The organism is Streptomyces sp. NPDC005262 (assembly GCF_042872425.1).
Lineage (GTDB): Bacteria > Actinomycetota > Actinomycetes > Streptomycetales > Streptomycetaceae > Streptomyces.
Genome location: NZ_JBIAKK010000004.1, coordinates 352286 through 377672, shown reverse-complemented (window position 1 = coordinate 377672; position 25387 = coordinate 352286). Strand labels below are relative to the sequence as shown.

Annotated in this window: 26 protein-coding genes; 15 read left to right on the top strand and 11 right to left on the bottom strand. The window is 70.8% G+C overall.

Translation table 11 applies throughout. From position 1 onward, the window contains the following. Nucleotides 1–29: 29 nt before the first annotated feature. Complete coding sequence (locus ACFYP5_RS14845; protein ID WP_030918241.1) at nt 30–623, top strand: TetR/AcrR family transcriptional regulator; 594 nt, start codon at nt 30–32, stop codon at nt 621–623. 215 nt (nt 624–838) lie between these two features. Here ACFYP5_RS14845 and ACFYP5_RS14840 read toward each other — a convergent pair whose 3' ends face one another. Next, entirely contained in the window at nt 839–2053 is a 1215-nt protein-coding gene (locus ACFYP5_RS14840) for an acyl-CoA dehydrogenase family protein (RefSeq protein WP_389035147.1), read from the bottom strand. Nucleotides 2054–2060: 7 nt separating this feature from the next. Further along, the gene (locus tag ACFYP5_RS14835; protein ID WP_389035145.1) at nt 2061–3083 is read right to left on the bottom strand and encodes a phosphotransferase family protein; all 1023 of its coding nucleotides are present in this window, start codon (nt 3081–3083) and stop codon (nt 2061–2063) included. Between the two features lie 152 nt (nt 3084–3235). Between ACFYP5_RS14835 and ACFYP5_RS14830 the strand changes: the two genes are divergently transcribed. Both ACFYP5_RS14830 and ACFYP5_RS14825 read left to right on the top strand, forming a co-directional pair. After that, nucleotides 3236–4525, top strand: coding sequence for a glucarate dehydratase family protein (locus ACFYP5_RS14830; protein WP_389035143.1), 1290 nt, complete (start codon nt 3236–3238; stop codon nt 4523–4525). Nucleotides 4526–4674: 149 nt separating this feature from the next. Beyond that, the gene (locus ACFYP5_RS14825) at nt 4675–5610 is read left to right on the top strand and encodes an NADP-dependent oxidoreductase (protein ID WP_389035352.1); all 936 of its coding nucleotides are present in this window, start codon (nt 4675–4677) and stop codon (nt 5608–5610) included. An 18-nt stretch (nt 5611–5628) separates the two neighbouring features. Here ACFYP5_RS14825 and ACFYP5_RS14820 read toward each other — a convergent pair whose 3' ends face one another. The 4 genes from ACFYP5_RS14820 to ACFYP5_RS14805 form a co-directional block, all read right to left on the bottom strand. Then, nucleotides 5629–5940: a DUF202 domain-containing protein gene (locus tag ACFYP5_RS14820; RefSeq protein WP_389035142.1), complete on the bottom strand. Its 312-nt coding sequence runs from the start codon at nt 5938–5940 to the stop codon at nt 5629–5631. Next, nucleotides 5937–6332: a YidH family protein gene (locus tag ACFYP5_RS14815; RefSeq protein WP_389035140.1), complete on the bottom strand. Its 396-nt coding sequence runs from the start codon at nt 6330–6332 to the stop codon at nt 5937–5939. Before ACFYP5_RS14815 ends, ACFYP5_RS14820 begins: the two co-directional genes overlap by 4 nt. Before the next feature lie 9 nt (nt 6333–6341). Continuing rightward, complete coding sequence (locus tag ACFYP5_RS14810) at nt 6342–6884, bottom strand: NUDIX domain-containing protein (protein ID WP_389035139.1); 543 nt, start codon at nt 6882–6884, stop codon at nt 6342–6344. Nucleotides 6885–6979: 95 nt separating this feature from the next. Next, nucleotides 6980–7873, bottom strand: a complete 894-nt coding sequence (locus ACFYP5_RS14805) for a DMT family transporter (protein ID WP_389035137.1) — start codon at nt 7871–7873, stop codon at nt 6980–6982. Nucleotides 7874–8088: 215 nt separating this feature from the next. Between ACFYP5_RS14805 and ACFYP5_RS14800 the strand changes: the two genes are divergently transcribed. From ACFYP5_RS14800 to ACFYP5_RS14790, 3 genes are all read left to right on the top strand, one after another. Continuing rightward, nucleotides 8089–9744 carry an FAD-binding dehydrogenase gene (locus ACFYP5_RS14800; RefSeq protein ID WP_389035135.1) on the top strand — a complete coding sequence of 552 codons (1656 nt, stop codon included), beginning with the start codon at nt 8089–8091 and terminating at the stop codon, nt 9742–9744. 247 nt (nt 9745–9991) lie between these two features. Continuing rightward, nucleotides 9992–10300: a hypothetical protein gene (locus tag ACFYP5_RS14795; protein WP_389035133.1), complete on the top strand. Its 309-nt coding sequence runs from the start codon at nt 9992–9994 to the stop codon at nt 10298–10300. 49 nt (nt 10301–10349) lie between these two features. After that, nucleotides 10350–10637: a hypothetical protein gene (locus ACFYP5_RS14790; RefSeq protein WP_389035131.1), complete on the top strand. Its 288-nt coding sequence runs from the start codon at nt 10350–10352 to the stop codon at nt 10635–10637. A gap of 60 nt (nt 10638–10697) precedes the next feature. Here ACFYP5_RS14790 and ACFYP5_RS14785 read toward each other — a convergent pair whose 3' ends face one another. Next, nucleotides 10698–11168 (bottom strand): ASCH domain-containing protein, encoded by a 471-nt coding sequence (locus tag ACFYP5_RS14785; RefSeq protein WP_389035128.1) that lies wholly within the window; start codon nt 11166–11168, stop codon nt 10698–10700. Nucleotides 11169–11406: 238 nt separating this feature from the next. On the opposite strand from ACFYP5_RS14785, the gene ACFYP5_RS14780 reads away from it, so the two are divergent. The 4 genes from ACFYP5_RS14780 (at nt 11407) to ACFYP5_RS14765 (ending at nt 15468) form a co-directional block, all read left to right on the top strand. Continuing rightward, nucleotides 11407–12366, top strand: a complete 960-nt coding sequence (locus tag ACFYP5_RS14780) for a hypothetical protein (protein ID WP_389035125.1) — start codon at nt 11407–11409, stop codon at nt 12364–12366. 87 nt (nt 12367–12453) lie between these two features. Continuing rightward, entirely contained in the window at nt 12454–14016 is a 1563-nt protein-coding gene (locus ACFYP5_RS14775; RefSeq protein ID WP_389035123.1) for an APC family permease, read from the top strand. A gap of 137 nt (nt 14017–14153) precedes the next feature. Next, nucleotides 14154–14819: a molybdopterin-dependent oxidoreductase gene (locus ACFYP5_RS14770; protein WP_389035350.1), complete on the top strand. Its 666-nt coding sequence runs from the start codon at nt 14154–14156 to the stop codon at nt 14817–14819. 13 nt (nt 14820–14832) lie between these two features. After that, entirely contained in the window at nt 14833–15468 is a 636-nt protein-coding gene (locus tag ACFYP5_RS14765) for a cytochrome b/b6 domain-containing protein (protein WP_389035120.1), read from the top strand. Here ACFYP5_RS14765 and ACFYP5_RS14760 read toward each other — a convergent pair. Together ACFYP5_RS14760 and ACFYP5_RS14755 are read right to left on the bottom strand one after the other, a co-directional pair. Further along, the gene (locus ACFYP5_RS14760; protein ID WP_389035117.1) at nt 15465–16862 is read right to left on the bottom strand and encodes a gluconate:H+ symporter; all 1398 of its coding nucleotides are present in this window, start codon (nt 16860–16862) and stop codon (nt 15465–15467) included. The genes ACFYP5_RS14765 and ACFYP5_RS14760 overlap by 4 nt on opposite strands. An 11-nt stretch (nt 16863–16873) precedes the next feature. Continuing rightward, complete coding sequence (locus ACFYP5_RS14755) at nt 16874–17383, bottom strand: gluconokinase (RefSeq protein ID WP_389035114.1); 510 nt, start codon at nt 17381–17383, stop codon at nt 16874–16876. Between the two features lie 143 nt (nt 17384–17526). Between ACFYP5_RS14755 and ACFYP5_RS14750 the strand changes: the two genes are divergently transcribed. Next, nucleotides 17527–18228: a FadR/GntR family transcriptional regulator gene (locus ACFYP5_RS14750; protein ID WP_389035111.1), complete on the top strand. Its 702-nt coding sequence runs from the start codon at nt 17527–17529 to the stop codon at nt 18226–18228. 66 nt (nt 18229–18294) lie between these two features. Here the strand turns inward: ACFYP5_RS14750 and ACFYP5_RS14745 are convergent, their stop codons facing one another. Further along, a complete protein-coding gene (locus ACFYP5_RS14745) occupies nt 18295–19023 on the bottom strand; it encodes a TetR/AcrR family transcriptional regulator (RefSeq protein ID WP_389035108.1) in 729 nt (242 codons plus the stop codon). Between the two features lie 52 nt (nt 19024–19075). On the opposite strand from ACFYP5_RS14745, the gene ACFYP5_RS14740 reads away from it, so the two are divergent. The 4 genes from ACFYP5_RS14740 to ACFYP5_RS14725 all read left to right on the top strand — a co-directional run bounded on the left by ACFYP5_RS14740 (nt 19076) and on the right by ACFYP5_RS14725 (nt 24249). Continuing rightward, nucleotides 19076–20629, top strand: coding sequence for an APC family permease (locus tag ACFYP5_RS14740; RefSeq protein WP_389035106.1), 1554 nt, complete (start codon nt 19076–19078; stop codon nt 20627–20629). A 45-nt stretch (nt 20630–20674) separates the two neighbouring features. Next, on the top strand, nt 20675–22318 hold the full coding sequence (locus tag ACFYP5_RS14735; protein ID WP_389035103.1) for an amidohydrolase: 1644 nt from the start codon (nt 20675–20677) through the stop codon (nt 22316–22318). Nucleotides 22319–22534: 216 nt separating this feature from the next. Then, a complete protein-coding gene (locus ACFYP5_RS14730; RefSeq protein ID WP_389035100.1) occupies nt 22535–23620 on the top strand; it encodes an S-(hydroxymethyl)mycothiol dehydrogenase in 1086 nt (361 codons plus the stop codon). Then, nucleotides 23620–24249, top strand: coding sequence for an MBL fold metallo-hydrolase (locus tag ACFYP5_RS14725; RefSeq protein ID WP_277325299.1), 630 nt, complete (start codon nt 23620–23622; stop codon nt 24247–24249). The genes ACFYP5_RS14730 and ACFYP5_RS14725 overlap by 1 nt, the downstream gene beginning before the upstream one ends. A 12-nt stretch (nt 24250–24261) precedes the next feature. On the opposite strand, the gene ACFYP5_RS14720 is transcribed toward ACFYP5_RS14725, so the two are convergent. Continuing rightward, nucleotides 24262–25197 carry a pseudouridine synthase gene (locus tag ACFYP5_RS14720; protein ID WP_389035097.1) on the bottom strand — a complete coding sequence of 312 codons (936 nt, stop codon included), beginning with the start codon at nt 25195–25197 and terminating at the stop codon, nt 24262–24264. Between the last annotated feature and the right edge of the window lie 190 nt (nt 25198–25387).

The window sequence follows — 25387 nt, the reverse complement described above, 5'->3', positions numbered from 1 at the left end:
ATACATCGTACGGAAGGCAGGTGGCGGCAATGGCCAGAACGACGGACGGGAACGATGCCCCGGTCCCGCAGCGGCTGCTGGCCGCCGCCACCCGGCTCTTCGCCGAGCAGGGGTACGACCGCACGTCGGTCCAGGAGATCGTCGAGGCGGCGGGCGTCACCAAGGGGGCGCTGTACCACTACTTCGGGTCCAAGGAGGATCTCCTCCAGGAGGTCTACGCCCGGGTGCTGCGGCTCCAGCAGGAGCGGCTCGACGCCTTCGCCGATGCCGAGGCGCCGGTCGAGCAGCGGCTGCGGGACGCGGCGGCGGATGTCGTCGTCACGACGATCGAGAATCTCGACGACGCGTCGATCTTCTTCCGGTCCATGCACCATCTGAGCCCGGAGAAGAACAAGCAGGTACGGGTGGAGCGGCGCCGCTACCACGAGCGGTTCCGGGCGCTGGTCGAAGAGGGGCAGCAGAGCGGGGTGTTCTCGACGGCGACGCCGGCGGATCTGGTGGTGGACTACCACTTCGGCTCGGTGCACCACCTGTCGACGTGGTACCGCCCGGACGGCCCGCTCAGCCAGCAGGAGGTCGCCGACCATCTGGCCGACCTGCTGCTGCGCGCGCTGCGACCGTAGGCACCGGGGCGCGGTGGTTGCCGCTCCGTCCGCACTCGCCGGGCGGGCCCGGTTCTCCCCGCTCGTGGCCGACCCGTTCGCCCTCCGTCGCCGGACGGTCCTGTGATGCCCGAGGGGCACCCACGATCGAGTCCCTGCGGCGTTCCAGGACTGAGGCGGCAACCGGGCGCACCCGGTCACCGCCCGCCCCGGCCACCGCCCGCCCCGGCCACCGCCTACAGGTACTGCTTGATCTCGCGCCGCGCCAGCGACCTCTGGTGCACCTCGTCGGGCCCGTCGGCCAGTCGCAGCGTCCGCGCCGCCGCCCACAGTTCCGCCAGCGGGAAGTCCTGGCTCACGCCGCCCGCACCGTGCAGTTGCACCGCCTGGTCGAGGATGTCGACCACCGCGCGCGGGGTGGCGATCTTGATGGCCTGGATCTCCGTGTGGGCGCCCCGGTTGCCGACCGTGTCCATCAGCCACGCCGTCTTCAGCACCAGCAGCCGCAGCTGCTCCACCGTGACCCGCGCGTCCGCGATCCAGTTCTGCACGACGCCCTGCTGGGCGAGCGGCTTGCCGAAGGCCGTACGGGACACCGCCCGCCTGCACATCAGCTCGATGGCCCGCTCGGCCATCCCGATCAGCCGCATGCAGTGGTGGATCCGGCCCGGTCCGAGCCGCGCCTGGGCGATGGCGAAGCCACCGCCCTCCTCGCCGATCAGGTTCGCGGCGGGCACCCGCACATCGGTGAACACGACTTCCGCGTGACCACCGTGGTAGTGGTCCTCGTACCCGTACACCTGCATCGCGCGCCGCACTTCGAGGCCGGGCGTGTCGCGCGGGACCAGGATCATCGACTGCTGGCGGCGGATGTCGGAGCCGTCCGGATCGGTCTTGCCCATCACGATGAAGATCCGGCAGTCCGGGTTCATCGCCCCCGAGATGTACCACTTACGGCCGTTGATGACGTAGTCGTCACCGTCCCGCACGATCCGGGTCTCGATGTTCGTCGCGTCCGACGAGGCCACCTCGGGCTCCGTCATGGCGAACGCCGACCGGATCTCACCGGCGAGCAGCGGCTCCAGCCACTGCTTCTTCTGCTCCTCCGTTCCGAACTGGAAGAGCACCTCCATGTTCCCGGTGTCCGGCGCCGCGCAGTTCAGTGCGGTGGGCGCCAACTGAGGGGACCGGCCGGTGATTTCGGCGAGCGGAGCGTACTGGAGGTTGGTCAGCCCGGCGCCGTACTCCGCGTCGGGCAGGAAAAGGTTCCAGAGGCCCTGCTTGCGCGCCTCCGCCTTCAGGTCCTCGACGACCTGCGGGGTGTCCCACGGGGAGGCGAGCAGCGCGCGCTGCTCGTCCGCGATCTTCTCGGCCGGGAGGACATGCTCGTCCATGAAGGCGAGCAGCTTGGTGCGCAGCTCTTCCGTGCGGGCGTCGAATGCGAAATCCATGGGCTGATCAGCCTTCCTGAAGGGTGGTGAGGCCGTGCTCGATGAAGACGGGGACGAGGTCGCCGATCCGGTCGAAGCCGGCGCCGACCGTCTGGCCGAGGGTGTAGCGGTAGTGGATGCCCTCCAGGATCACGGCGAGCTTGAACCACGCGAACGCCGTGTACCAGGAGATGGCGGAGGTGTCCCGGCCGGAGCGGGCGGCGTAGCGCTCGATCAGTTCGGCGGGAGCCGGGTGGCCGGCCGCGCCGCTGGTGGTGGACACAGGGGACTTGGGCAGACCGAGATCGGAGCTGTACATCACCAGGAGGCCGAGGTCGGTCAGGGGGTCGCCGAGTGTCGACATCTCCCAGTCGAGGACGGCCTTGATCTCGTCGTCCGAGCCGATCAGCACGTTGTCCAGGCGGTAGTCGCCGTGGATGACGGTGGGCGCGGGGGATGCGGGCAGCTCGCGCCCGAGCGCGGCGTGCAGCTCGTCGATACCGGGCAGCTCGCGGTTGCGGGAGGCGTCCAGTTGCTTGCCCCAGCGGCGCAGCTGCCGGTCGAGGAAGCCCTCGGGACGTCCGAAGTCGCCGAGCCCCACCGACTCGGGGTCCACCGCGTGCAGTTCCACCAGCGTGTCGACCAGCCCGAGGACGGCTGCCCGGGTGCGCTCGGAGCCGAGCGGAGCGAGCTGCTCGGCGGTGCGGTACGGGGTCCCCTCGACGTACTCCATGAGGTAGAACGGCGACCCGATGACGGAGTCGTCCTCACAGAGCAGCACCGGCTCGGGCACCGGCACGGCGGTCGGATGCAGTGCGCTGATCACCCGGTGCTCGCGCTTCATGTCGTGCGCGGTGGCGAGGACATGGCCGAGCGGCGGCCGGCGGACGACCCAGTGGCCGGTGCCGTCCGTGACGATGTACGTCAGATTGGAGCGACCGCCCTCGATGAGGCGGGCTTCGAGCGGTCCGCTCACCAGACCCGGCCGCTCGCGGTCGAGATGTCCGCGGAGCCGGTCCAGATCGAGGCCTGGCGGGTGGACTGAGCTCATCGTGCGCACCTCCGGGGTGAAAAGACGTCGAAGCTCATGATGCCGACCAGTCGGTATGTCGTCCAGTGAACTCCGGGATTCCCCTGTGCGGACTACGGCCCCAGTGGTCCCGGGCCCTGGCGCTTGGTCCTGTCCCTGAATATGGTTCACGTATGAATCCTGCGTTGCTGATCGACGAAGTCCGGCTGACCCCGATCCTCATAGCCGACCCGCCGCTGCTCAACACCCAGGGTGTCCACCAGCCGTACACCCCACGGCTCGTCGTGGAGGTCATCACGCGCGGTGGGACGACTGGCATCGGGGAGACCTACGGGGACGGCAAGTACCTCGAACTCGCCGAGCCGCTCGCCCGGGCCCTGGTCGGCCGCTCGGTCAGCGATCTGAACGGCCTCTTCGCCCTCGCCGAGGAGGTGTGCGGTGATTCACGCGCCGCCGACGAGCGCGTGGAGGCCGGCGGGCTGCGCGGCGTCCAGACCGCCGACAAGCTCCGGCTCTCCGTCGTCGCCGGCTTCGAGGTCGCCTGCCTGGACGCCCTGGGCAAGTCCCTGGGCCTGCCCGTGCACGCGCTGCTCGGCGGCAAGGTCCGAGACAGCGTCGAGTACAGCGCGTACCTCTTCTACCGCTGGGCCGCCCACCCCGAAGGCGGCGAACAGGACGACTGGGGTGCGGCCGTCGACCCGGCCGGAGTCGTCGCCCAGGCGCGCCGGTTCGCCGGCGAGTACGGCTTCTCCTCCTTCAAGCTCAAGGGCGGCGTCTTCGAACCCGATCAGGAGATCGCCGCGATCCGCGCCCTCGCCGAGGCGTTCCCCGGGCAGCCGCTGCGGCTGGACCCGAACGGCGCCTGGTCCGTCAAGACCTCGCTGTACGTCGCCGAGCAGCTGAAGGACGTACTCGAATATCTGGAGGACCCGGCGACCGGCACGGACCTGATGGCCGCCGTCGCCGCGGGCACAGACGTACCCCTCGCCACGAACATGTGCGTCACGACCCTCGCCGAGGTCCCGGAGGCCTTCGCCCGCGGCGCCGTCCAGGTCGTGCTCTCCGACCACCACTACTGGGGCGGCCTGCACCGCACCCGGGAGCTGGCCGCGATCTGCCGCACCTTCGGAGTCGGCCTCTCCATGCACTCCAACACCCACCTGGGGATCAGCCTCGCCGCGATGACCCATGTCGCGGCCACCGTCCCCAACCTCGACTACGCCTGCGACAGCCACTACCCGTGGCAGACCGAGGACGTCATCACCACCCGTCATGTGTTCAAGGACGGCCGGCTGACCGTCTCCGACGCCCCGGGACTCGGTGTCGAACTCGACCGGGAACGCCTGGCGGTACTGCACCGGCGCTGGCTCGCCGACGACGGCACGATGCGCGAGCGCGACGACGCGGCGGCCATGCGCAAGGCCGAGCCGGAGTGGGTGACGCCGACCATCCCGCGCTGGTGAGCGCGGGGCGGGCCAGGCGCCGGGACGCCGCCACCGCGGCCCCGGTCCGGGGGCGGACGCCCGGCCGCGGCGCGCCCACGCCGCGGCCGCCGTCCGCGGCCGCCACCGTCTGAGTTGCGTCCGGCCTGAGCAGCCCGGAAGGTCGGATGATGAAGGCGATCAGCTACAGCAGGTACGGCGGGGCCGAGGTCCTGGAGTACGGCGAGCGGCCCGACCCGAAGGTCGGCCCGGACACTGTGCTGGTGAAGGTGCGGGCAGCGGCGGTCAACCCGGTCGACTGGAAGGCCAGGGAGGGCCATCTCCAGTCGGGACTGGAGGCCGTCTTTCCGGTGATCCCCGGCTGGGACGTCTCCGGAGTCGTCGTACAGCCCGGGATCGCCGTCGACGAATTCGCCGTCGGCGACGAGGTCATCGGCTATGTCCGGGAGGACTTCCTGTCCCGCGGCACCTTCGCCGAGTACGTCGCCGCCCCCGTCCGCACCCTCGCCCGCAAACCGCTGAGCCTGAGCTTCGAGGCGGCGGCGGGCCTGCCGCTGGCCGGGCTCACCGCCTATCAGGTGCTGCACCGCTCGCTGCGGATCCAGGACGGCGACACCGTGCTGGTCCACGCGGCCGCGGGCGGGGTGGGCTCACTGGCCGTCCAGCTCGCCCGGCACGCGGGCGCCCGCGTCATCGGCACCGCCAGCGAGCACAACCACGACCATGTGCGCCGGCTCGGCGGCGAACCGGTGGCGTACGGCGAAGGGCTCGCCGACCGGATCCGGGCCCTGGCCCCCGACGGGGTCGACGCCGCCTTCGACACCGTCGGCGGCGAGGCCCTGCGCGTCTCCGCGGAAGTGCTGAAGCCCGGAGGCCGGCTGGTGTCCATCGCGGACGGCGAGGTCTTCTCGTACGGCGGCCGCTATGCCTTCGTACGGCCCGACGCCGACGACCTCTCCGAGCTGAGCGCCCTGGCCGAGGAGGGCGTCATCTCGGTCCATGTCGACCGGACCTTCCCGCTGGAACAGGCCGCGGACGCCTACCGGCTGAACGAGGAGGGGCGCACCCGGGGGAAGATCGTCGTCACCGTCCCCTGGGAGAGCTGACGGCCCCGGCACCGCTCCTCAGAAGATCATCGCCGCTGCGAACACCGCGAGCGCCACCGTGCACACCGCCGCTGTCAGCGCGCCACGCGACGACAGGGGGCGCGGCTGAGCGATCCCCATCCCTCGTACCCGCCGGTGCGACACCTGCAGAAAACCCAGCCAGGCCAGCACGCTCAGCGACAGGGCGACGAGTCCGGCCGGGGTCGCACCGTGGTGCAGGGCCTGCTTGCCCGCCAGCAGAGCCACCACCGTGCACGACAGGGTGGTACGCCGCCACGCCAGCCGGGTCCGCTCGGGCTGCAGTCCGGGGTCCCGGACGGCGGCCGTCAACGGGCCTCCCAGCCGAAGACGACCACCACCACCATCGAGACGGCGACGACGGCGACCGCAAGGCCGAGCAGCGCCGGGAAGCGGGAGACCGGCAGGTCCTCGCCGCGCCGCATCGCCCGCTCGCACCGCACCCAGTGGTTGACCGCCCGCAGCGCACACAGGACACCGGCCGCGAGCAGCGCGAGGGCCAGCCCCGCTCTGACCCCCCAGGCCAGGTCGGGCAGGAACTGGTCGACGGCGAAGCCGCCGCCGATGAGCGCCAGAGCCGTCCGGATCCAGGCGAGGAAGGTGCGCTCGTTGGCGAGCGAGAAGCGGTAGTCGGGGGTGTCGCCCTCGTCACGGATCCGCTCCGGTGCGAACCACAGCCTCAGACCTTGTACGAAGTCGTTCACGCCCGAACCCTAACCAGCGCACTGCCGGTCGCCTGCCGGGGCCCGGCCTGCCCGGAACTCCAGCAGCCGGTGATACGTCTCCAGTCCGTCCGGCACCCACACCCAGTCGCCGAGCCGCTCCGTCAGCTCGTCATCGCTGAGGAAGGTGTGCCAGGCGACCTCCTCCACCTGCGGGTTCACCGGCAGCTCGCACCGCACCTGGTAGACGTGCGACCACCAGGTGTGCTCCGCGCTCTCGTAGAGGAACTTGAAGAGCGGCTCGGGGCGGGGGAGCCCCGTGACACCGAGTTCCTCCTCGGCCTCGCGCAGCGCCGCCTCGTCGTACGACTCGCCCGCGCCGACCACCCCGCCGACGAACATGTCGTAGTGCGAGGGAAAGACCAGCTTGGTCGGGGTCCTGCGGTGCACGAAGAGCCGGCCCTCGGCATCCCTGGCCTCGATGAAGACACAGCGATGGCGCAGGCCCCGCGCGGTCGCCTCACCGCGCGGGGCCTGACCGACGACCTCGTCGTTCTCGTCGACGATGTCCAGAATTTCGTCAGCAGCAGTCATGCGGCCCATCCAACCCCAGCTCCCGGGCCGGGGATCACCGACCGGGCGCCACCGGGCGGGTGGACGCACGATCCGCCCGTCCGGCGATCCGCCGGTCAGTGCGGCTGCAGGCTGCGCTTCCGGCGGCGGTGGTCGTGGCCCGTCGGCATCGCCGGATGCAGTCCCAGCAGCACGATCCCGATGACGATCGCCACCAGCCCGGCCGCCTGCCAGGCCAGCGCAGCCGTGTCGGTGCGCACCTGGTCGCCGAGGAAACCGATCCCGCAGGCGATCCCGGCCAACGGCTGGGCGGCGGTCAGTGCGGGCAGCGACATCCGCAGCGGCGCCGTCTCGAAGGCGCTCTGCACCAGGATCAGGCCCGTCACACCCAGCACGACCACCGCGTACGGCTGCCAGCTCGTCAGCAGTGTCGTCCACCCCCCGTCCGACAGCAGCTGCCCGCTCATCCGGGTCAGTGCGTCCTGGAGGCCGTACAGCAGCCCGGCCGCCACCGCGAGCAGCGCCGCGGCCGCTCCCTGCTGCGAGCGCTTGGCGAAGGTGGTGAGCAGCAGGGCCATACCCACGACCACGCCGACCACCAGCCAGTGCCGCAGCGCGTTCGTGATCATCTCGCCGCCCTGCGGCCGGCCCCCCAGCAGGAAGGCGGTGACGCCGCCTGCCAGCAGCCAGAGCCCGGCCCAGCCCTGCCGGCCGAGCCGCTGGCCGGTGCGATGGCGTGACAGGGCCATGGCGAAGAGCAGATTGGTGGCCAGGAGAGGCTCTACGACGGACACCTCGCCCTTGCCCAGGGCCAGTGCCCCCAGCGCCATGCCGCTGACCATCAGGCCGATCCCGGCCAGCCAGCTCCGGACCTGCATCAGGTCGAGCAGCAGCCGGGGGGACAGATAGTCCCTCCTCGGGGCGTGCCGGGCGGCGGCCTGCTGCAGGACAAAGCCGAATCCCAGACAGCAGGCGGCGCTCACGGCGAGTACGAGCACCAGCACCGACACGCTTCTCTACCTCAAGTCCGGCCAGGAGAGGGTGATTTGTTTCGACGATAGCGCCTCCGGGCGGACGGTGCGGCCGGAGCGCGTCCGACCGGGCGGTTGACGCCGCAGCGGCCGGTGCCCAAGATCTGACGCACGAGTAACTTCCGGCGCTCCCTCCGGACACCGACCCACCCCGCTCACCCAGACTCCCCGACTCCCCGACAAGGATGGAACCCATGGCGTACGACGCTGATGTGATCGTGATCGGGGCAGGGCTCGCGGGTCTTGTGGCCACCGCCGAGCTCGTCGACGCGGGCCGCACGGTGATCCTGCTCGACCAGGAGCCCGAGCAGTCGATCGGCGGCCAGGCGCACTGGTCCTTCGGCGGCCTCTTCCTCGTCGACTCGCCCGAGCAGCGCCGCATGCGGATCAAGGACAGCCACGAGCTGGCCCTCCAGGACTGGCTCGGTACGGCGGGTTTCGACCGCAAGGAGGACCACTGGCCACGGAAGTGGGCCGAGGCGTACGTCGACTTCGCGGCCGGCGAGAAGCGGTCCTGGCTGCACGCCCAGGGGCTGCGGATCTTTCCCGTCGTCGGCTGGGCCGAACGTGGCGGCTACGACGCGAACGGCCACGGCAACTCCGTACCCCGCTTCCACATCACCTGGGGCACCGGCCCCGGTGTCGTGGCCCCCTTCGAACGCCGGGTCCGCGAGGGCGTCGCCAAGGGGCTCGTACAGCTGAGGTTCCGCCACCGGGTCACCGGCCTCGGCCGCACCGCGGGTGCGATCGACACGGTGACCGGTGAACTCCTCGAACCGAGCGGCGCCCAGCGCGGCACCGCGAGCAGCCGCGAGGCGACCGGCGCCTTCGAGCTGAAGGCCCAGGCGGTGATCGTCACCTCCGGCGGCATCGGCGGCAACCACGACCTCGTACGCAAGCAGTGGCCCGAACGGCTCGGCACCCCGCCCGCGAAGATGCTCTCCGGGGTCCCCGCCCACGTCGACGGGCTGATGCTCGGCATCACCGAGGAAGCGGGCGGCCACCACATCAACCGCGACCGGATGTGGCACTACACCGAGGGCATCGAGAACTGGAACCCGATCTGGGCCAAGCACGGCATCCGGATCCTGCCGGGACCGTCCTCGCTCTGGCTGGACGCCCGGGGCAAGCGGCTGCCGGTTCCGCTCTTCCCCGGCTTCGACACACTCGGCACCCTCGAGCACATCACGAAGTCCGGCTACGACTACACCTGGTTCGTTCTCGACCAGAGGATCATCGGCAAGGAGTTCGCGCTCTCCGGCTCGGAGCAGAATCCCGACCTGACCGGCAAGTCGATCCGGGGCGTGATAGGCCGGGCGCGTGCGGACGTGCCGGGTCCGGTGAAGGCGTTCATGGACAACGGCGTGGACTTCGTCGTCGAGAAGGACCTCGAATCGCTGGTCCGCGGCATGAACGCGCTCACCGACGAACCACTGATCGATGCGGCGGAGCTGCGTCGCGAGATCACCGCGCGGGACCGCGAGACGGCCAACCCGTTCACCAAGGACCTTCAGATAACGGCGATCCGCGGCGCCCGCACCTATCTCGGCGACAAGCTGATCCGTACGGCGGCCCCGCACCGCATCCTGGACCCCGAGGCCGGTCCGCTGATCGCCGTACGGCTCAACATCCTGACCCGGAAGTCGCTCGGCGGCCTGGAGACGGACCTGTCGTCACGGGTTCTCAGCGAGGACGGTACGCCCCTGCCCGGTGTGTACGCGGCGGGGGAGGCGGCAGGGTTCGGCGGCGGCGGGGTGCACGGCTACCGCTCGCTCGAAGGAACGTTCCTCGGTGGCTGCATCTTCTCCGGGCGGGCGGCGGGCCGGGCCGCGGCGGAGGCGGTCGGCTGAGGACCGTCCGCGGAGGTTGCGGCCGGCCGTGTGGTCACCGCTCTCACCTTCGGCGCGATTGAAATGTCATGTTCATGTAAAGTCTTTCCTCGGGATCTACTCGCATAGACCGCAGGGCGTCATCCTGATCGCGTACCTCGACCGGCGCCTCCTCGTATGAGGGCCGAGCGCCACGCTCCACTGTCCACGCACGGAACGAAGCCCCGTTCGCAGATCGGACCTCCCACGTGACAGGAGAGGATGAGCAATGAGGATCGTGACCAAGGTGCTGGTCGCCACGGCCTCCGCCGCCGTGTTGGCCCTGGGGGCACCGGCGCAGGCGGTGGTGCCGCCCGAGCATGCTGTGATCGTGTGTCAGAGCGCCAGCTTCTACGCCAACTACGACAGTTCCTCCGGGCCCACCGGACTGATCCGTGTCCTGGGGTACGGCAACAAGGTCGGCCACACCCGCGGCGCCCACCCCGTCTACAACGGCTGGGCCGCCACCTTCGACTTCGGCAAGGGCGACTGGGGCTACGTGCGCAACGAATGCCTCGGCGGCTACGGCTCCTGGTGACGCAGTCCCGAACGTCATACCCGCACGCCGATCTCCGGAAGGATTCGTCATGCCCGCACTCCGTTTCGTCCGAGCAGTCGCAGCCGTGGGAGCCCTGACCGCGGGCCTGCTCATGGCCGCCGGTCCGGCCCAGGCCGCGAACGGCACCATCGGCCGGCGTGAAACCGTGTGCGCCCAGGACCTGTATGTGCGCACGGACCCCGGCGGGGCCTGGACGGGGACCCTCTACAAGGGCCAGACCTTCACGGTGGAGAGCAAGCAGAGCGGCTGGGCGTACGGGTTCGCCTACGGAGACATCAACCGTCACGGCTGGGTACAGGACGGCTGGTTCTGCTGACCGTCCGCACAGCGGCGCGTCAGGTCCATGCGCAGTGCCTCGACGGCGGCCGGGCGGAGGTCAGTCCTGCGTACCGCCGGCCGGCCGGTCCTCCACCCCGGGAACGGGGACGAGCAGCTCGACGACCCGGAATCGTTCGGCGACGACCAGTGTGTCGTCGCCGACCGTGAACTTCGGGTCGCCGAGCGCCTCCCGCATCTCCTCGCCCTGCCAGAACCGCTCATGGGTCGCGCGCCATTCGGCCACCGAGGTGTCGCCCTCGCCCTCGTCGATCGCGTGCTGGAGATCGATGTCGCCGAGCCGCAGGATCCGTACCTCGGTCACCTCCACCACCGCGACCTCCCGGCCGGACGAGTCGATCACCGCCGACCGCTCACCCACCGGAGGCAGCTCCTCCTTCTCCGCCTCGTACTCCGCCAGCAGTCCCGTCGTCGACACCTTCGCGCCCGAGAGCACCGCCCTCACCAGCTGATCGCGCAGCGGCCCGGGAAAGGCGAGGAGAAAGGGCTTGAGAGGCTCACGGTTCGACATGGCGCAAGTCTGGCATGCCCCGTCACGTACGTGACGAGGGCTGATGAATGCCGGGTTCCGGCCAACTCTTCTGTAAATGAATGCAGTTGATCAAGGTCAACGCTTGACGCGGAGCCTTGCCTACCGCTTGGCTGTCCGCGATCAGGAATGCCCGCGCACCACGGCTCCCACCTCAGCTCCCACCGCCGTCCTTTCCAGCCCGTACCAGCGCGTACCCGTTTCGCAAAGGAAGCCAGCGGTGTCCCCGCCCCCGCCTCCCCTGGGCCGCTCCCGAAGACGGGGCGGACGCTCCGGCCATCCCTTCGACCCGGCGCTCGACGACACCGAACTCAGCGAGGTACGAGGGCAGTTCACCCAGGGACGGTGGACCGGAGCCCGCTTGCTGCTGGTCGGCACCGGCAACGACTGGGACCGCCGCGGCCATCGCGTCGTCGCCCTCGCCGAGACTCCGTCCGCCGCCGGCTGGGCCCGCGACTGGCTGCTCGCCGAACCCGACAGCGCCGACGCCGCCACCCTGCTGGCCTGCGCCACCGTGGTTCGCGCCCTGCACGGCAAGGACACGCCCCAGGCGGCCCGCGAGGCCTGTCTGCGTGCGGCACGACTGGCCCCCGACGATCCCACGCCCTGGCTGGGACAGCTGATGCTGGCCCGTGCGTACGGCACCCAGGAGGAGGCCGGGAAGCTCTTCGACGCGGTACGCATCCGCCACCCCGACCACCACCACGCGCATCACCTGATGACGGCCCGGCTCGCCGAGAACCACCCCGACAGCGGCCAGGACCCGCTGCACGAGGTCTACGACTTCGCCGCCTGGGCCGCCGAACAGGCGCCCGCCGATTCGCCGCTCGCCGTCCTCCCCGTCGTCGCCCACGCCGAGCGCTACCGCGTCCTGGTCGCCGCGGGCAGCGAGTCCGACGACCCGGTGCGCTCCGGGCACTGGTCGGGGCGGCGGGCCCGGCAGGTGATGAAGGCCGCGTTCGACTGGTGGCTGGAATGGGAGCGCGAGGACCACCCGCGCAACTGTGCCGACCTCAACTTCCTGGCCCACGCCAAGGTATGCGAGGGCAGGCCGGCCGAGGCCGCGGCCCTCTTCCTCCGCATCGGGCCCCACGCGACGGCCGCGCCCTGGTCGTACTCCGGCCGGGACCCGTACCAGGCCTTCCTCACGGCGCGCGGCACCGCGCTCGGTACGCCTTGAGGAGTCACCCGCCGCAGATCCACCCGCTGCTGTGCAACTCCCAGTGTTTCTTACCTGTTTCTCCTCAACGAAGGGACCATCCCCGCCATGTCGACGGGCAGTTCGAGAACGAGTGAGACCGGCGTGACCGGCGATACGGGCGGCATCAGCACCTACAAGGGTGAGGAGCGGGCCTTGCGTGCGGACCGGCTCGGCACCGCGGGGCTGCTGCTCTCGGTGCTCGCCGCAAGCGCCCCCCTGATGGTCGTCGCCGGGGTGATGCCCACCGTCTTCGGCGTGATGGGCATCGTGGGCCAGCCCCTGCTGTACGTCATCCTCGGCGTCGTCCTGATGCTGTTCAGCTTCGGCTACGCGGAGATGAGCCGGCACGTCCACAATGCCGGTGCCTTCTACGCGTACATCGCCCGTGGACTCGGCCCGACCGCGGGCGCCGGGGCCTCGCTCGTCGCGCTCGTCGCGTACAGCGCCATGCAGGTCGGCATCTACGGCATCCTCGGATTCGAGGTCTCCGGGCTCTTCTCCACGTACCTGGACATGGACGTCGCCTGGTGGATACCGGCCGCCGTCGCCGTACTGGTCGTCGGTGTCCTCGGCTGGCTGAAGATCGACCTCAACGCCAAGGTCCTCGGCGTGCTGCTGGTCGTCGAATGCGCCCTCGTCGTGATCTTCGACATCGCGGCCGTCTCCAAGCCGGGACCTGAGGGCCTGTCCCTGCACGCCTTCGACCTCGACACCCTCACCGGCGCCGGACTCGGCACCGCGCTCTGCTTCTGCATCGCCGCGTTCGTCGGCTTCGAGCAGGCCCCGGTGTACGCGGAGGAGACCAGCCGCCCGCAGATCGTCGTCTCCCGGGTGATGTTCCTCGCCGTCGGCTACGCCGCGCTGTTCCTCGCGCTCAGCTCCTGGGCTCTGACCGTCGCCGCGGGCCCCGGGTTCATCGCGGACAGCTCGCTCAAGGAGGGGCCCGCGCTGCTGTTCGGTCTCACCGAGGAACGGCTCGGCACGACCTTCACCGATGTGCTGCACGTGCTCTTCGTCACCGGCATGTTCGCCGCGTTGCTCAGCTTCCACAACGTCGTCGCCCGCTACGCGTTCGCGATGGGCCGCGAGAGCCTGCTGCCCGCCGCCTTCGGCCGTACCAACAAGTCCAGCGGGGCCCCCGCCACCGGCTCGCTCCTGCAGTCCGTCGTCTCCCTGGTCATCGTGCTGGCCTTCGCGTTCACCGACGACAACCCGGTCGGTGACCCGACCGCCCCCGTGCTGCACCTGTTCACCTGGATGGGCAACGTCGGCGCGCTCGGCGTCATCCTGCTGATGGCCGCGGCCTCCTTCGCCGTGATCGCCTTCTTCGTGAAGCGCGGCGCGGGCCGGGCGCAGCTGCCGCGGCTGATCGCCTCCGGTCTGGCCGGGGTGGCGTTGCTGGCGATCGCCGTCTTCACGGTCCGCGACTTCGACGTGCTGGTCGGCTCGGGCCCGGGCTCGGTGCTCAACTGGGTGCTGCCCGGCGTTGTCGTCGCCTCGCTCGTCGTCGGGCTGGTGTACGGCGCGGTCCTGCGATCCGCGAAGCCGGAGGTGCACGCCAGGATCGGCCTGGGCAACGAGGCGTTCCAGTTGGAGAAGGCGGCCGAGAGCGGTGCGGTCCACCACTGAGCCCGGTCGCCTTACCGAAGTGTGACGGACACCCGCAGCCCCTGGTGACGGGCGGCTGCGGGTGTTCGAATGGTCGGGTGAACAGTCGCCCTCCCGATGCCGAAGGCACACCCGTCGGCCGCCGCCTGGTCCTGACCATGCTCGGGTTCGGCGCCGCCGCAGTCGTGGCGGCGCCCGCCCTCCAGCGGATGATGGAATCCGGGCTCGGCGCGGTCGCCGACAAGGACCCCACCGGCCTGACCGGGCTGCTGCCCAACGGCGGCGGCTTCCGTTACTACTCCGTCGCCTCCTCCGTTCCGAGGAAGAGCGCCGCCGACTACCGGCTGAAGATCGACGGCCTCGTCGACCGGCCCTCCACGTACACCCTGGACCGGCTCCGCGCCCTGCCGCAGACCAGGCTGGTCCGCGACGTCCAGTGCGTCACCGGCTGGCGGGTCCCCGAGACCCCGTTCGAGGGCGTCCGGCTCTCCGCTCTGCTCGACGCGGCCGGGGTGCGGCCCGAAGCGAAGGCGATCCGCTTCACCTGCTTCGACGGCACGTACAGCGAGAGCCTCACCCTCGACCAGGCGCGGCGCCCCGATGTGCTGGTCGCGCTGCGCATGCAGGACAAGCCGGTGGCCCATTCGCACGGCGGTCCGGTCCGCCTCTATGTCGCCCCGATGTACTTCTACAAGTCGGCGAAATGGCTCTCCGGGATCACCGTCACCGACTCCGTGAAGCCCGGCTACTGGGAGGAACTCGGATATGACGTCGATGCCTGGGTCGGGCGGTCCAACGGCCGCGACGACGACCCCACCGGCTGATCCCGCCGCACGGATGCGCCGCTTCAGCGGCGCGGAGCGCTGGGTGCACCGCACCACGGCCTGGCTGGTGCTGGTGTGCGTGGCGACCGCGGCCTGCCTGTACGTACCCCAGCTCGCCGAACTGGTCGGCCGCCGCCATCTCGTGGTCACCGTGCACCAATGGTCCGGGCTGCTGATCCCCGTACCGCTGCTGGCCGGCCTCGTCTCCCGGGCGCTGCGCGCCGACCTGTCCCGGCTCAACCGGTTCGGCCCGCACGACCGGGTGTGGCTACGGGCGGTACGCCACCGTGACCACCGCCCCGGGTCCCGCCCGGCCGGGAAGTTCAACGCGGGCCAGAAGCTGTACGCGGCCTGGATCGCGGGCGCCGTGCTGGTCATGATCGGCACCGGGGTGCTGATGTGGTTCACCGGTCTCGCCCCGCTGATGTGGCGTACCGGCGCCACCTTCGTACACGACTGGCTGGCGCTCGCGATCGGGATCGTGCTGGCCGGACACATGGCAATGGCGCTCGCCGACCCGGAGGCACGCCGTGGCATGCGCACCGGGTCGGTCGAGCGCCATTGGGCGCGGACCGAGCACCCGCTGTGGGGTGAATCCGCCGACGCGCCGGACGATGATCCGGCGCGTCGCCAGGGGCTGTCCGGCTAGAGGATCAGCGACAGCAGCAGGATGAAGGCCAGCGAGACCACGGAGATGATGGTCTCCATCACCGACCAGGTCTTCACCGTCTGGCCGACGCTCATCCCGAAGTACTCCTTCACCAGCCAGAAACCGGCGTCGTTGACGTGGCTGAAGAAGAGCGATCCCGCACCGACGGCGAGGACCAGCAGCGCCGCGTGCGACGTCGACATGTCGGCGGCGAGCGGGGCGACCAGGCCGGCCGCCGAGATCGTGGCCACGGTCGCCGAGCCGGTCGCGAGCCGGATCGCGACGGCGATCAGCCAGCCCAGCAGGAGCGCCGGGATCGACCAGTCCTTGGAGAAGTCCAGGATCATCTGGCCCACACCGGCGTCGATGAGGGTCTGCTTGAAGCCACCGCCCGCCCCGACGATCAGCAGCACACCCGCGATCGGGGCGAGGGACTTCTCGACGGTGGTGGAGAGCCGCGCCTTGGTGAAGCCGGCGGCCCGGCCCAGCGTGAACATGCCGACTATGACGGCCGCGAGGAGAGCGATCAGCGGCGAGCCGATGACATCGGTGACCCGCTGGACGTGGTTCTCCGGGTTGTCCACGACGATGTCGACGAGGGCCTTGGCCAGCATCAGCACGACGGGCAGCAGGATGGTCGCCAGCGTGGCGCCGAAGCTGGGACGGTTCTCCAGCTCCTCGGACGGGCGCTGCGGGATCATCTTCTCGGGCGCCTTGATGTCCACCCAGCGGGCGGCGTACCGGGAGAAGACCGGGCCCGCGATGATCACCGTCGGGATGGCGACCAGCACACCGAGCGCCAGCGTGACGCCGAGGTTGGCGCCGAGGGCGTCGATCGCGACCAGCGGGCCGGGGTGCGGCGGGATCAGTCCGTGCATCACGGAGAGACCGGCGAGCGCCGGGATGCCGATGCGCATCAGGGAGTAGTTGCCGCGCTTGGCGACGAGCAGCACAACCGGGATCAGAAGCACGATGCCGACTTCGAAGAAGAGCGGCAGACCGATGATCGAGGCGATCAGGACCATGGCCCACGGCATGGTTCGGCCGCTCGCCTTCGCGAGGATCGTGTCGACGATCTGGTCAGCGCCGCCGGAGTCGGCGAGCAGCTTGCCGAGAATGGCGCCGAGCGCGATCAGGACACCGACGCCCGCGACCGTGGAGCCGAGGCCGGCGGTGAAGCTGGCGATCGTCTTGGCGGGAGCGGCGCCGGCGAAGGAGCCGAGCGCGAGCGATCCGATGGTCAGCGCCAGGAAGGCATGCAACTTGAACTTGGTGATGAGCAGAACGATGACGGCGATGCCCGCCAGAACGGCGATGCCCAGCTGCGCGTTACCGGCCGAAGTTATGGGTTCGACGGCGTCCGCTGCCAGCATCTCGACGCTGAGACTGGTCACGGTGATGATCCTTAGACTTCGAGCCGGCGCAACGCGGCGACGGCTCGCTGGGTGATTTCTTCGGGGGTGCCGGACACATCGACGGAGACGCCGGCCTCGTCGTCCTGCAGCGGCTGCAGGGTGGCGAACTGCGAATCGAGCAGTGCGGTCGGCATGAAGTGGCCCTTGCGCTCGGCCATCCGCTCCTCGATGAGGGCGCGGTCGCCGGTCAGATGGAGGAAGACGGCCCCGGGGGCCTCGGCCCGCAGCCGGTCGCGGTAGACCCGCTTCAGCGCCGAACTGCTGACGACGCCGCCGAGTCCGGCCCGGTTGTGCGCCCACTGCCCGATCGCATCGAGCCAGGGCCACCGGTCGGCGTCGTCCAGCGGGGTGCCGGCCGACATCTTGGCGATGTTCGCCGCGGGATGGAAGTCGTCGCCCTCGGCGTACGGAACGCCGAGTTCGGCTGCGAGCAGGGGGCCGATCGTGGTCTTGCCGGTCCCTGCTACGCCCATCACCACGACGACGTGGGGGGTGCTCATTGGTGGTGCCTCGCTGTCTCCGTCGACGTCTTCCTCGACATCGGTCCGTCGCGCTACTGAAACCCATACGTACGACTTATTCAAGATGGTGTGACATAAACGTCGTACTTTTTGTTCCTGCGGGGTGCCCGTAGGCTTTGCCCATGACCACACAGGGCCCCGGGCTGCATACACACGTGCTGGACACCCTGGGCCTGGAGATCGCCGCGGGGGACTGCCCGCCGGGCCAGGTGCTGCGGACCGACGAGTTGGCCCAGCGTTTCGACGTCTCGCGGACGGTCGTACGCGAAGTGATCCGGGTCCTGGAGTCCATGCACCTGGTCGAGTCCCGGCGCCGGGTCGGTGTGACCGTGCAGCCGACCGAGGCCTGGAACGTCTACGATCCGCAGGTCATCCGGTGGCGACTGGCGGGCGCCGACCGGCCGCGCCAGCTGCGCTCCCTGACCGTGCTGCGCTCGGCGATCGAACCGGTCGCGGCAGGGCTCGCGGCACGGCACGCCACGCCGGACCAGTGCGCGGCCCTCACCGAGTGCGCGCTCGGGATGGTCGCGACCTCACGCGGCCAGCAGCTGGAGCGGTATCTGGAACACGACATCGCGTTCCACCGGATCGTGCTCAACGCCTCCGGGAACGAGATGTTCGCCCGGCTCGGGGACGTCGTGGCCGAGGTCCTGGCGGGGCGGACCCACCACCAGGTGATGTTCGAGGATCCCGACCCGGCCGCGGTCACCCTCCACGTACGGCTCGCGGAGGCGGTACGGGAGGGCGACGCTGTGGAGTCGGAGCGGCTGACGAAGGAGATCGCCGTGGGCGCCCTGCACGAGCTGGACGTCCTCGCACCCTGAGGCCGTCCGCGAGGCGCCGGGCAGATCCGGTCGTCCACCGCGCCCCGAGGTCCGGCGGGCCCGGCCTCAGGCGCCGGACGGGCCCGCCGTCACATGCTGCAGGCGCGCCGCGGCCGCCGCGAGCATCATCTCCAGCGCCGCCGGATAGCCACTGCGGCCCATCTCCGCCACCAGCACAGGCGCGGTCGCCGCGATGTGCGGATGCGTGGTCCGCTCCAGTCGCGCATACGTCTGCGGCCACGTCCGCACCTCCAGCGCGCGGGCCCGCTCCGAGAGCACCAGCGTCGACGCGTCCAGCGCCGCGAAGGACAGGGTCTGGTCGACGAACACGTGGTAGATCCGCACCGCCTCGCCGTCCGGGAAGCCCGCCCCGCGCAGAATCCCGAGGATGGTCTCCACCGCCTGGATCTCGTGCGTACGGCCGGTGACGCGGGCACACGTCAGCAGGGCCGCCTGCGGATGTGCCAGATAGTCGGCATGCATGCGCAACCCCAGGTCACGCAGGTCGGCCCGCCAGTCACCGGTCGCCCGCCAGCCGGACAGCGTACGGCCGATCAACTCGTCGGCCACCGCGAGCAGCAGCTCGTCCGTGTCCCGGAAGTACCGGTAGATCGCGCTCGGATCGCAGCCCAGGGCGGCGCCGAGCCGGCGCACGGTGAGCGCCGCCGCCCCGTGCTCGCCGATCAGCCGCAGCGCAGTCTCCACGATCAGCTGTTCCGACAGCACCGTGCCCTGCTTGGTGGGACGCCTGCGGCGCCGCGCCCCCTCCGCCACCACCCGCTCGCTCGCACTCATGCGGGGCACCTTATGACAACAGCGTTGACGTGTGGAACCCCCGGGGAGTTCGATGTGCCGCCATCGGGGCCGAAGAGTGCCCCTCGGCGAAGGAGCCACCGTGACGGACTCACCCACCCCCTACGGCAGTGACCCACCAGGAGCCGCGTCCCTCAGGAAGAGCCTCGGCGTCGTCGACGGCTTCGCCATCGCCGCGTCCTCCACCGCCGCAACCACGAGCATCGGCATCGGTCTCGGCGTCACCGCGGGCGCCGTCGGCCTCCATCTGCCGATCATCATGCTGCTCGGCGCCCTGCCCGTCCTGGGCATCGCGAGTGCCTACTCCCGGCTCAACCGGGTCGAGCCGAACATGGGCAGCGGCTACGTCTGGGTCGGCCGCTCCCTCAGCCCGTGGCTCGGCTTCCTCGTCGGCTGGATCGGCATCGTCTCCACCGTCGTCTTCCTCTCGTACACCACGACGGTCACCGGATCCGCGCTGCTCCAACTCGCGGGCGAGGGCGGGCTGCACACCCTCGCCGGGCTCCACCTCGACCCGGACTCCACCGCCCAGTCGACCGCCCTCGGCATCGCCGTCCTGATCGCCGTCACCTTCACCGCGATCACCGGCATACGGTCCGCCGCCAACCTGCAGAAGTACCTGCTCGTCTTCGAGTACGTCGTGCTGCTCGGCTTCTGCGGGTACGGACTGGCCGTCGGCCCGCACCCGTTCAGCCTGGACTGGATCAACCCGTTCACCATCCCCTCCGGACAGCAGCTCGCCCAGGGGCTTCTCCTCTCGGTCTTCTGCTACTGGGGATTCGAGTCCTCGTTCAGCGTCAACGAGGAGGTCCGCGACCCGCAGGACGCCTCCAGGGCCGGGCTCATCACCCTCTTCACCATGCTCGGCCTCTTCCTCCTCGGCTCCTTCGCCTTCCAACGGGTGCTCTCGCTGGACGAGCTGACCGGTCACGGCGCCCAGGGGCTCACCTACTTCGGTGACCGGCTGGCCGACCAACCGCTCGCCGCGCTCCCGCTGATCGCCCTCACCTTCTCCGCCGTGGCCTCCCTCCAGTCCGGGGTGATCCCGACCGTGCGCGGCATGTTCGCGATGAGCCGGGACCGTACCCTCGGCCCGCTCTGGACCAAGGTCAGCCCGCGCTTCGGCACACCGGCGGCCGGAACGGTCGCGATCGGCTGTGTCGCCGCCGCCGTCGCGGTCCTGTCCCTGGTCATCCCGAAGGTCGGCGACCTGATCCTGGCCTCCGTCAACGCGATCGGCGTCGTCGTCTCGGTCTACTACGCGCTCACCGCGCTGGCCGCCGCCGCCCGCTTCCGCGGCCTGCTGCGCGAAAGCCCTTCCGAGGCGCTGCGTGCCGTCGTACTCCCGGTGCTCAGCGCCGCCGCACTGCTCGGCCTCGGCGGCTATCTCTGCTGGTCCTTCTACACCTCCGCCGACCACTTCGAGATCAGCCCGGACAACGGCTGGTTCATGCTCTTCTGCCCGGCGGCCATGCTGTTGACCGGCGTGGGCGCGGCGGCCTGGGCCAAGTGGGTGAGGAAGTCCCCGTATTTCGTCACGGGCCGCTCCCTCGCCCCTGCCGAACCCGCTGTCACCGAAGCGGCCTGATCCCGAGCACACCACCCCACGACTCCCACGGAAACGGAACCACCCATGCACCGCACCCCCGCCGATCTCGTCCTCACCGGCGGCCCCGTCCTCACCATGGACCCGGCCCGCAGCCGCGCCACCACGGTGGCCGTCACCGGCGACCGCATCACCGCCGTCGGCCACGACGAGGTGCGTGAACTGATCGGTCCGAGGACCGAAGTCGTCGATCTCTCCGGCCGGCTGCTCGTTCCCGGCTTCCAGGACGCGCACATCCACCCGGTCACCGCCGGCCTCGAACTCGCGCAGTGCAACCTCACGGAGTCCCGTACGGCGGCGGACACCCTCGCCGCGGTACGGGCCTACGCCGACAGCCGTCCGAACCAGGAGTGGATCACCGGCGGCGGCTGGTCGATGGAGGCCTTCGACGGCGGCAGCCCGACCCGGGACCGGCTCGACGCCGTCGTACCCGACCGCCCCGTCTTCCTGGTCAACCGCGACCATCACGGCGCCTGGGTCAACACCCGCGCCCTGATGCTCGCGGGCATCACCCGCGACACCCCCGACCCGGCCGACGGCCGCATCGAGCACGACGACCGGGGCGAACCCACCGGACTCCTCCAGGAGGGCGCCATGGACCTGGTCGCCCGGCACACCCCGCGCTCCACGCCCGCCGACCGGCTCGCCGCCCTGCTCCGGGCCCAGCGCCTCCTCCACTCGTACGGGATCACCGCCTGGCAGGACGCCATCGTCGGCGTCTACGGCTCGATGGACGATGCGTCCGACGCCTATCTGACCGCGGCCCGCGACGGGTCGCTGACCGCCCGTGTCGTCGGCGCCCTGTGGTGGGACCGTGAGCGCGGCGCCGAGCAGATACCCGAACTCGTCGCCAGGCGGAAGGAGCTGACAGGCGGACGGTTCCGGGCCGGCTCGGTGAAGATCATGCAGGACGGGGTCGCCGAGACGGGCACCGCCGCCCTGCTCACCCCGTACCTCGACGCCTGCGGCTGCGCCACCACCAACAGCGGCACCAGCTTCGTCGACCCCGTCGAGCTGCGCCGGTACGTCACCGAACTGGACGCCCTCGGCTTCCAGACCCACTTCCACGCCCTCGGCGACCGCGCCGTGCGCGAGGCACTCGACGCCGTCGAGGCCGCCCGCAGCACCAACGGCCGCACCGACACCCGGCCCCACCTCGCCCACCTCCAGATCGTCCACCCCGACGACATCCCCCGGTTCCGTGAGCTCGGTGCCACAGCCAACATCCAGCCGCTGTGGGCCGCGCACGAACCGCAGATGGACGAGCTGACCATCCCCTTTCTCGGTGACGAACGCGCCGCGCTGCAGTACCCGTTCGGCGCGCTGCTGCGGTCCGGCGCAACCGTCGCGGCGGGCAGCGACTGGCCGGTCAGCAGCGCCGAACCGCTGCACGGCATCCACACCGCGGTCAACCGGATCGCCCCGGACGGCGAAGGACCGGTCTTCCTGCCCGGGGAGCGCATCGGTCTCACGGCCGCCATCGCCGCGTACACGGCGGGCTCGGCCCATGTGAACCACCTGGACGACACCGGCTCCATCCGTGCCGGAGCCCTCGCCGACCTGGTGGTCCTGGACCGCGACGTGTACGCGGGCCCGCCCGAGGAGATCGGCGCCACCCGCATCCTCCAGACGTACGTCGGCGGGCGCCGGGTCCACGACACGGAGGCCTGACGCACCGGCAGGGCGGGCCCCGCTGAACCACCGGTGGGGGCGCCCTGCCGCGCGCCGCCCTGCCGCGCGCCGCCCTGCCGCGCGCCGCCCTGCCGCGCGCCGCCCTGCCACCGCTGCCGTGACACCCACCCACCGCGTACGGTTGTTCGCGTTCGATCACCGGGCATCGGTCGTACGTCACAGCAGCCCGGACCGTCACGAAAAGGGAGCCGCGGTATGGCGCAGCAGGTACAAGGGGTCATCGCACCGGGGAAGAACGAGCCGGTGCGCGTCGAGACGATCGTGATCCCGGACCCCGGCCCCGGTGAGGCCGTCGTGAAGATCCAGGCGTGCGGCGTCTGCCACACCGACCTGCACTACAAGCAGGGCGGCATCAACGACGACTTCCCGTTCCTGCTCGGCCATGAGGCCGCGGGCATCGTCGAATCCGTCGGCGACGGCGTCACGGACGTCGAGCCCGGCGACTTCGTCATCCTCAACTGGCGTGCGGTCTGCGGGCAGTGCCGGGCGTGTCTGCGCGGCCGCCCCTGGTACTGCTTCAACACCCACAACGCCCAGCAGAAGATGACGCTGCTGGACGGTACCGAGCTGTCGCCCGCGCTCGGCATCGGTGCGTTCGCGGAGAAGACCCTGGTCGCCGCGGGCCAGTGCACCAAGGTCGACCCCGATGTCTCCCCGGCCGTGGCCGGACTGCTCGGCTGCGGGGTCATGGCGGGCATCGGCGCCGCCATCAACACGGGCGAGGTCGGCCGCGGCGACTCGGTCGCCGTCATCGGCTGCGGCGGCGTCGGCGACGCGGCCGTCGTCGGCGCGCGGCTGGCCGGAGCGGCGAAGATCATCGCGGTGGACATCGACGACCGCAAGCTGGACACGGCGAAGAAGATGGGCGCCACGCACACCGTCAACTCCCGCTCCACCGACCCGGTCGAGGCGATCCGCTCCCTGACCGGCGGCAACGGCGCCGACGTCGTCATCGACGCGGTCGGCCGCCCGGAGACGTACAAGCAGGCGTTCTACGCCCGCGACCTCGCCGGCACTGTCGTCCTGGTCGGGGTCCCCACCCCGGAGATGCAGCTCGAACTGCCGCTCCTCGACGTGTTCGGCCGCGGCGGCTCGCTCAAGTCCTCCTGGTACGGCGACTGCCTGCCCTCGCGCGACTTCCCGATGCTCATCGATCTGCACCAGCAGGGCCGTATCGACCTCGGCGCATTCGTCACCGAGACCATCGGACTCGGCGACATCGAACAGGCCTTCACCCGGATGCACGAAGGCGACGTGCTGCGCTCGGTGGTGGTCTTCTGATGGCCGCCCGCATCGACCACCTCGTGACCTCCGGCACGTTCGCCCTCGACGGCGGCGAGTGGGACGTCGACAACAACGTCTGGATCGTCGGCGACGACACCGAGGCGATCGTCATCGACGCCGCCCATGACGCCGCCGCCATCGAGGCCGCGCTCGCGGGCCGCACGCTGCGCGCCATCGTCTGCACGCACGCTCACAACGACCACATCGACGCGGCTCCGGCCCTCGCCGACGCCACCGGTGCACCGATCCTGCTGCACCCGGACGATCTGCCGCTGTGGAAGCAGACCCACCCGGACCGCACCCCCGACGCCGAACTGGCCGAGGGGCAGGAGCTGGAGATCGCCGGGACCGCGCTCCAGGTCCTGCACACGCCCGGTCATGCCCCGGGAGCGGTCTGCCTGTACGCCCCCGAGCTGGCCACCGTCTTCACCGGGGACACCCTCTTCCAGGGCGGGCCCGGCGCCACCGGACGGTCGTTCTCGCACTTCCCCACGATCGTCGCGTCGATCAGGGACCGGCTGCTCGCCCTTCCGGCCGAGACAACCGTCCGTACCGGACACGGCGACTCCACCACGATCGGTGCGGAGGCACCCCACCTGGACGAGTGGATCGCCCGGGGCCACTGACCGCGCCGGGACTCACCGGTCCGGCCACGCCGACAGCCGCAGCCCGCTCTCGAAGCGGCGCGGCCTGCCGGTGACCGGATCGGTGAACTCCAGCACTCGGGCCAGGAGTTGCAGCGGACGCGTCCAGTCGTCCGCCGCACCCTCCGGTTCGGTCACCGGATAGACCGGATCGTGGACGAGCGGCAGCCCCAGACCGTTCATGTGTACCCGCAGCTGGTGGGTCCGGCCGGTGGCGGGCAGCAACCGGTAGCGGCCGAGCCCCTCCCGGTGCTCCAGCAGTTCGATCCGGCTCTCGCTGTTGGCCTCGCCCGGCTCCTCCCGGGCGGCGATCACCCCGCGCTCCTTGACGATCCGGCTCCGGACCGTACGGGGGAAGACGATCGAGGGGTCGTACGGTGCCACCGCCTCGTACTCCTTGCGCACCAGCCTGTCCCGGAACAGCGTCTGGTACGCACCACGGTCCTCGGGCCGTACGACGAAGAGCACCAGGCCCGCGGTCAGCCGGTCCAGCCGGTGCGCCGGCTGCAGCGACGGCAGCCCCAGTTCCCGGCGGAGCCGCGCCACGGCCGTCTCGGTGATGTGCCGGCCGCGCGGTGTCGTCGCGAGGAAGTGCGGTTTGTCGGCGATGACGAGCCGGGCGTCGCGGTACACCACACCGACCGGGAACGGCACCGGCTCCTCGGGCGCGAAGTCCCGGTGGAACCAGAGGAAACGGCCTGCTGTGTACGGCTCGTCGGGGGCCACGGGCCCCTGCACCGATACGAACCGGCCGTCGGCGAACATGGCGTCCACCCGGTCCGCCCCGATCGCACCGGCGAACCGCGCCAGCAGATGGTCGCGGACCGTCGCCCACTCCTCACCCGGATCCTCGGGGAGGCGCACCCTGACCGGATCGATCCCGTCCCGCTGCGGCAGGGGTGCCGGCGGAGGCTTCGCACGGCCCCTCATCGCTCAGGCCCTGCCTGTCCGTCGGCGCCCGGGGCGCGGCGGCGCGAGGTGCTGGTGGTCATGGTGCGGCAATCCTGTCACAGCGTCGCCGCAGGTCACCGGCGGCTGCGCGGTCACGTTCCACAGGCATCCGGCGGGCGGCAGGGCCCTCTCCCCGGTGGCCGCAGCCGATGTGCTCGGCCGCGCGGCC

Coding starts and splice junctions, on each gene's coding strand:
- ACFYP5_RS14845 (WP_030918241.1), top strand. CDS start 30: ATGGCCAGAACGACGGACGGGAACGATGCCCCGGTCCCGCAGCGGCTG.
- ACFYP5_RS14840 (WP_389035147.1), bottom strand. CDS start 2,053: ATGGATTTCGCATTCGACGCCCGCACGGAAGAGCTGCGCACCAAGCTG.
- ACFYP5_RS14835 (WP_389035145.1), bottom strand. CDS start 3,083: ATGAGCTCAGTCCACCCGCCAGGCCTCGATCTGGACCGGCTCCGCGGA.
- ACFYP5_RS14830 (WP_389035143.1), top strand. CDS start 3,236: ATGAATCCTGCGTTGCTGATCGACGAAGTCCGGCTGACCCCGATCCTC.
- ACFYP5_RS14825 (WP_389035352.1), top strand. CDS start 4,675: ATGAAGGCGATCAGCTACAGCAGGTACGGCGGGGCCGAGGTCCTGGAG.
- ACFYP5_RS14810 (WP_389035139.1), bottom strand. CDS start 6,884: ATGACTGCTGCTGACGAAATTCTGGACATCGTCGACGAGAACGACGAG.
- ACFYP5_RS14800 (WP_389035135.1), top strand. CDS start 8,089: ATGGCGTACGACGCTGATGTGATCGTGATCGGGGCAGGGCTCGCGGGT.
- ACFYP5_RS14795 (WP_389035133.1), top strand. CDS start 9,992: ATGAGGATCGTGACCAAGGTGCTGGTCGCCACGGCCTCCGCCGCCGTG.
- ACFYP5_RS14790 (WP_389035131.1), top strand. CDS start 10,350: ATGCCCGCACTCCGTTTCGTCCGAGCAGTCGCAGCCGTGGGAGCCCTG.
- ACFYP5_RS14785 (WP_389035128.1), bottom strand. CDS start 11,168: ATGTCGAACCGTGAGCCTCTCAAGCCCTTTCTCCTCGCCTTTCCCGGG.
- ACFYP5_RS14775 (WP_389035123.1), top strand. CDS start 12,454: ATGTCGACGGGCAGTTCGAGAACGAGTGAGACCGGCGTGACCGGCGAT.
- ACFYP5_RS14770 (WP_389035350.1), top strand. CDS start 14,154: ATGCTCGGGTTCGGCGCCGCCGCAGTCGTGGCGGCGCCCGCCCTCCAG.
- ACFYP5_RS14765 (WP_389035120.1), top strand. CDS start 14,833: ATGCGCCGCTTCAGCGGCGCGGAGCGCTGGGTGCACCGCACCACGGCC.
- ACFYP5_RS14755 (WP_389035114.1), bottom strand. CDS start 17,383: ATGAGCACCCCCCACGTCGTCGTGGTGATGGGCGTAGCAGGGACCGGC.
- ACFYP5_RS14750 (WP_389035111.1), top strand. CDS start 17,527: ATGACCACACAGGGCCCCGGGCTGCATACACACGTGCTGGACACCCTG.
- ACFYP5_RS14745 (WP_389035108.1), bottom strand. CDS start 19,023: ATGAGTGCGAGCGAGCGGGTGGTGGCGGAGGGGGCGCGGCGCCGCAGG.
- ACFYP5_RS14740 (WP_389035106.1), top strand. CDS start 19,076: ATGTGCCGCCATCGGGGCCGAAGAGTGCCCCTCGGCGAAGGAGCCACC.
- ACFYP5_RS14735 (WP_389035103.1), top strand. CDS start 20,675: ATGCACCGCACCCCCGCCGATCTCGTCCTCACCGGCGGCCCCGTCCTC.
- ACFYP5_RS14730 (WP_389035100.1), top strand. CDS start 22,535: ATGGCGCAGCAGGTACAAGGGGTCATCGCACCGGGGAAGAACGAGCCG.
- ACFYP5_RS14725 (WP_277325299.1), top strand. CDS start 23,620: ATGGCCGCCCGCATCGACCACCTCGTGACCTCCGGCACGTTCGCCCTC.
- ACFYP5_RS14720 (WP_389035097.1), bottom strand. CDS start 25,197: ATGAGGGGCCGTGCGAAGCCTCCGCCGGCACCCCTGCCGCAGCGGGAC.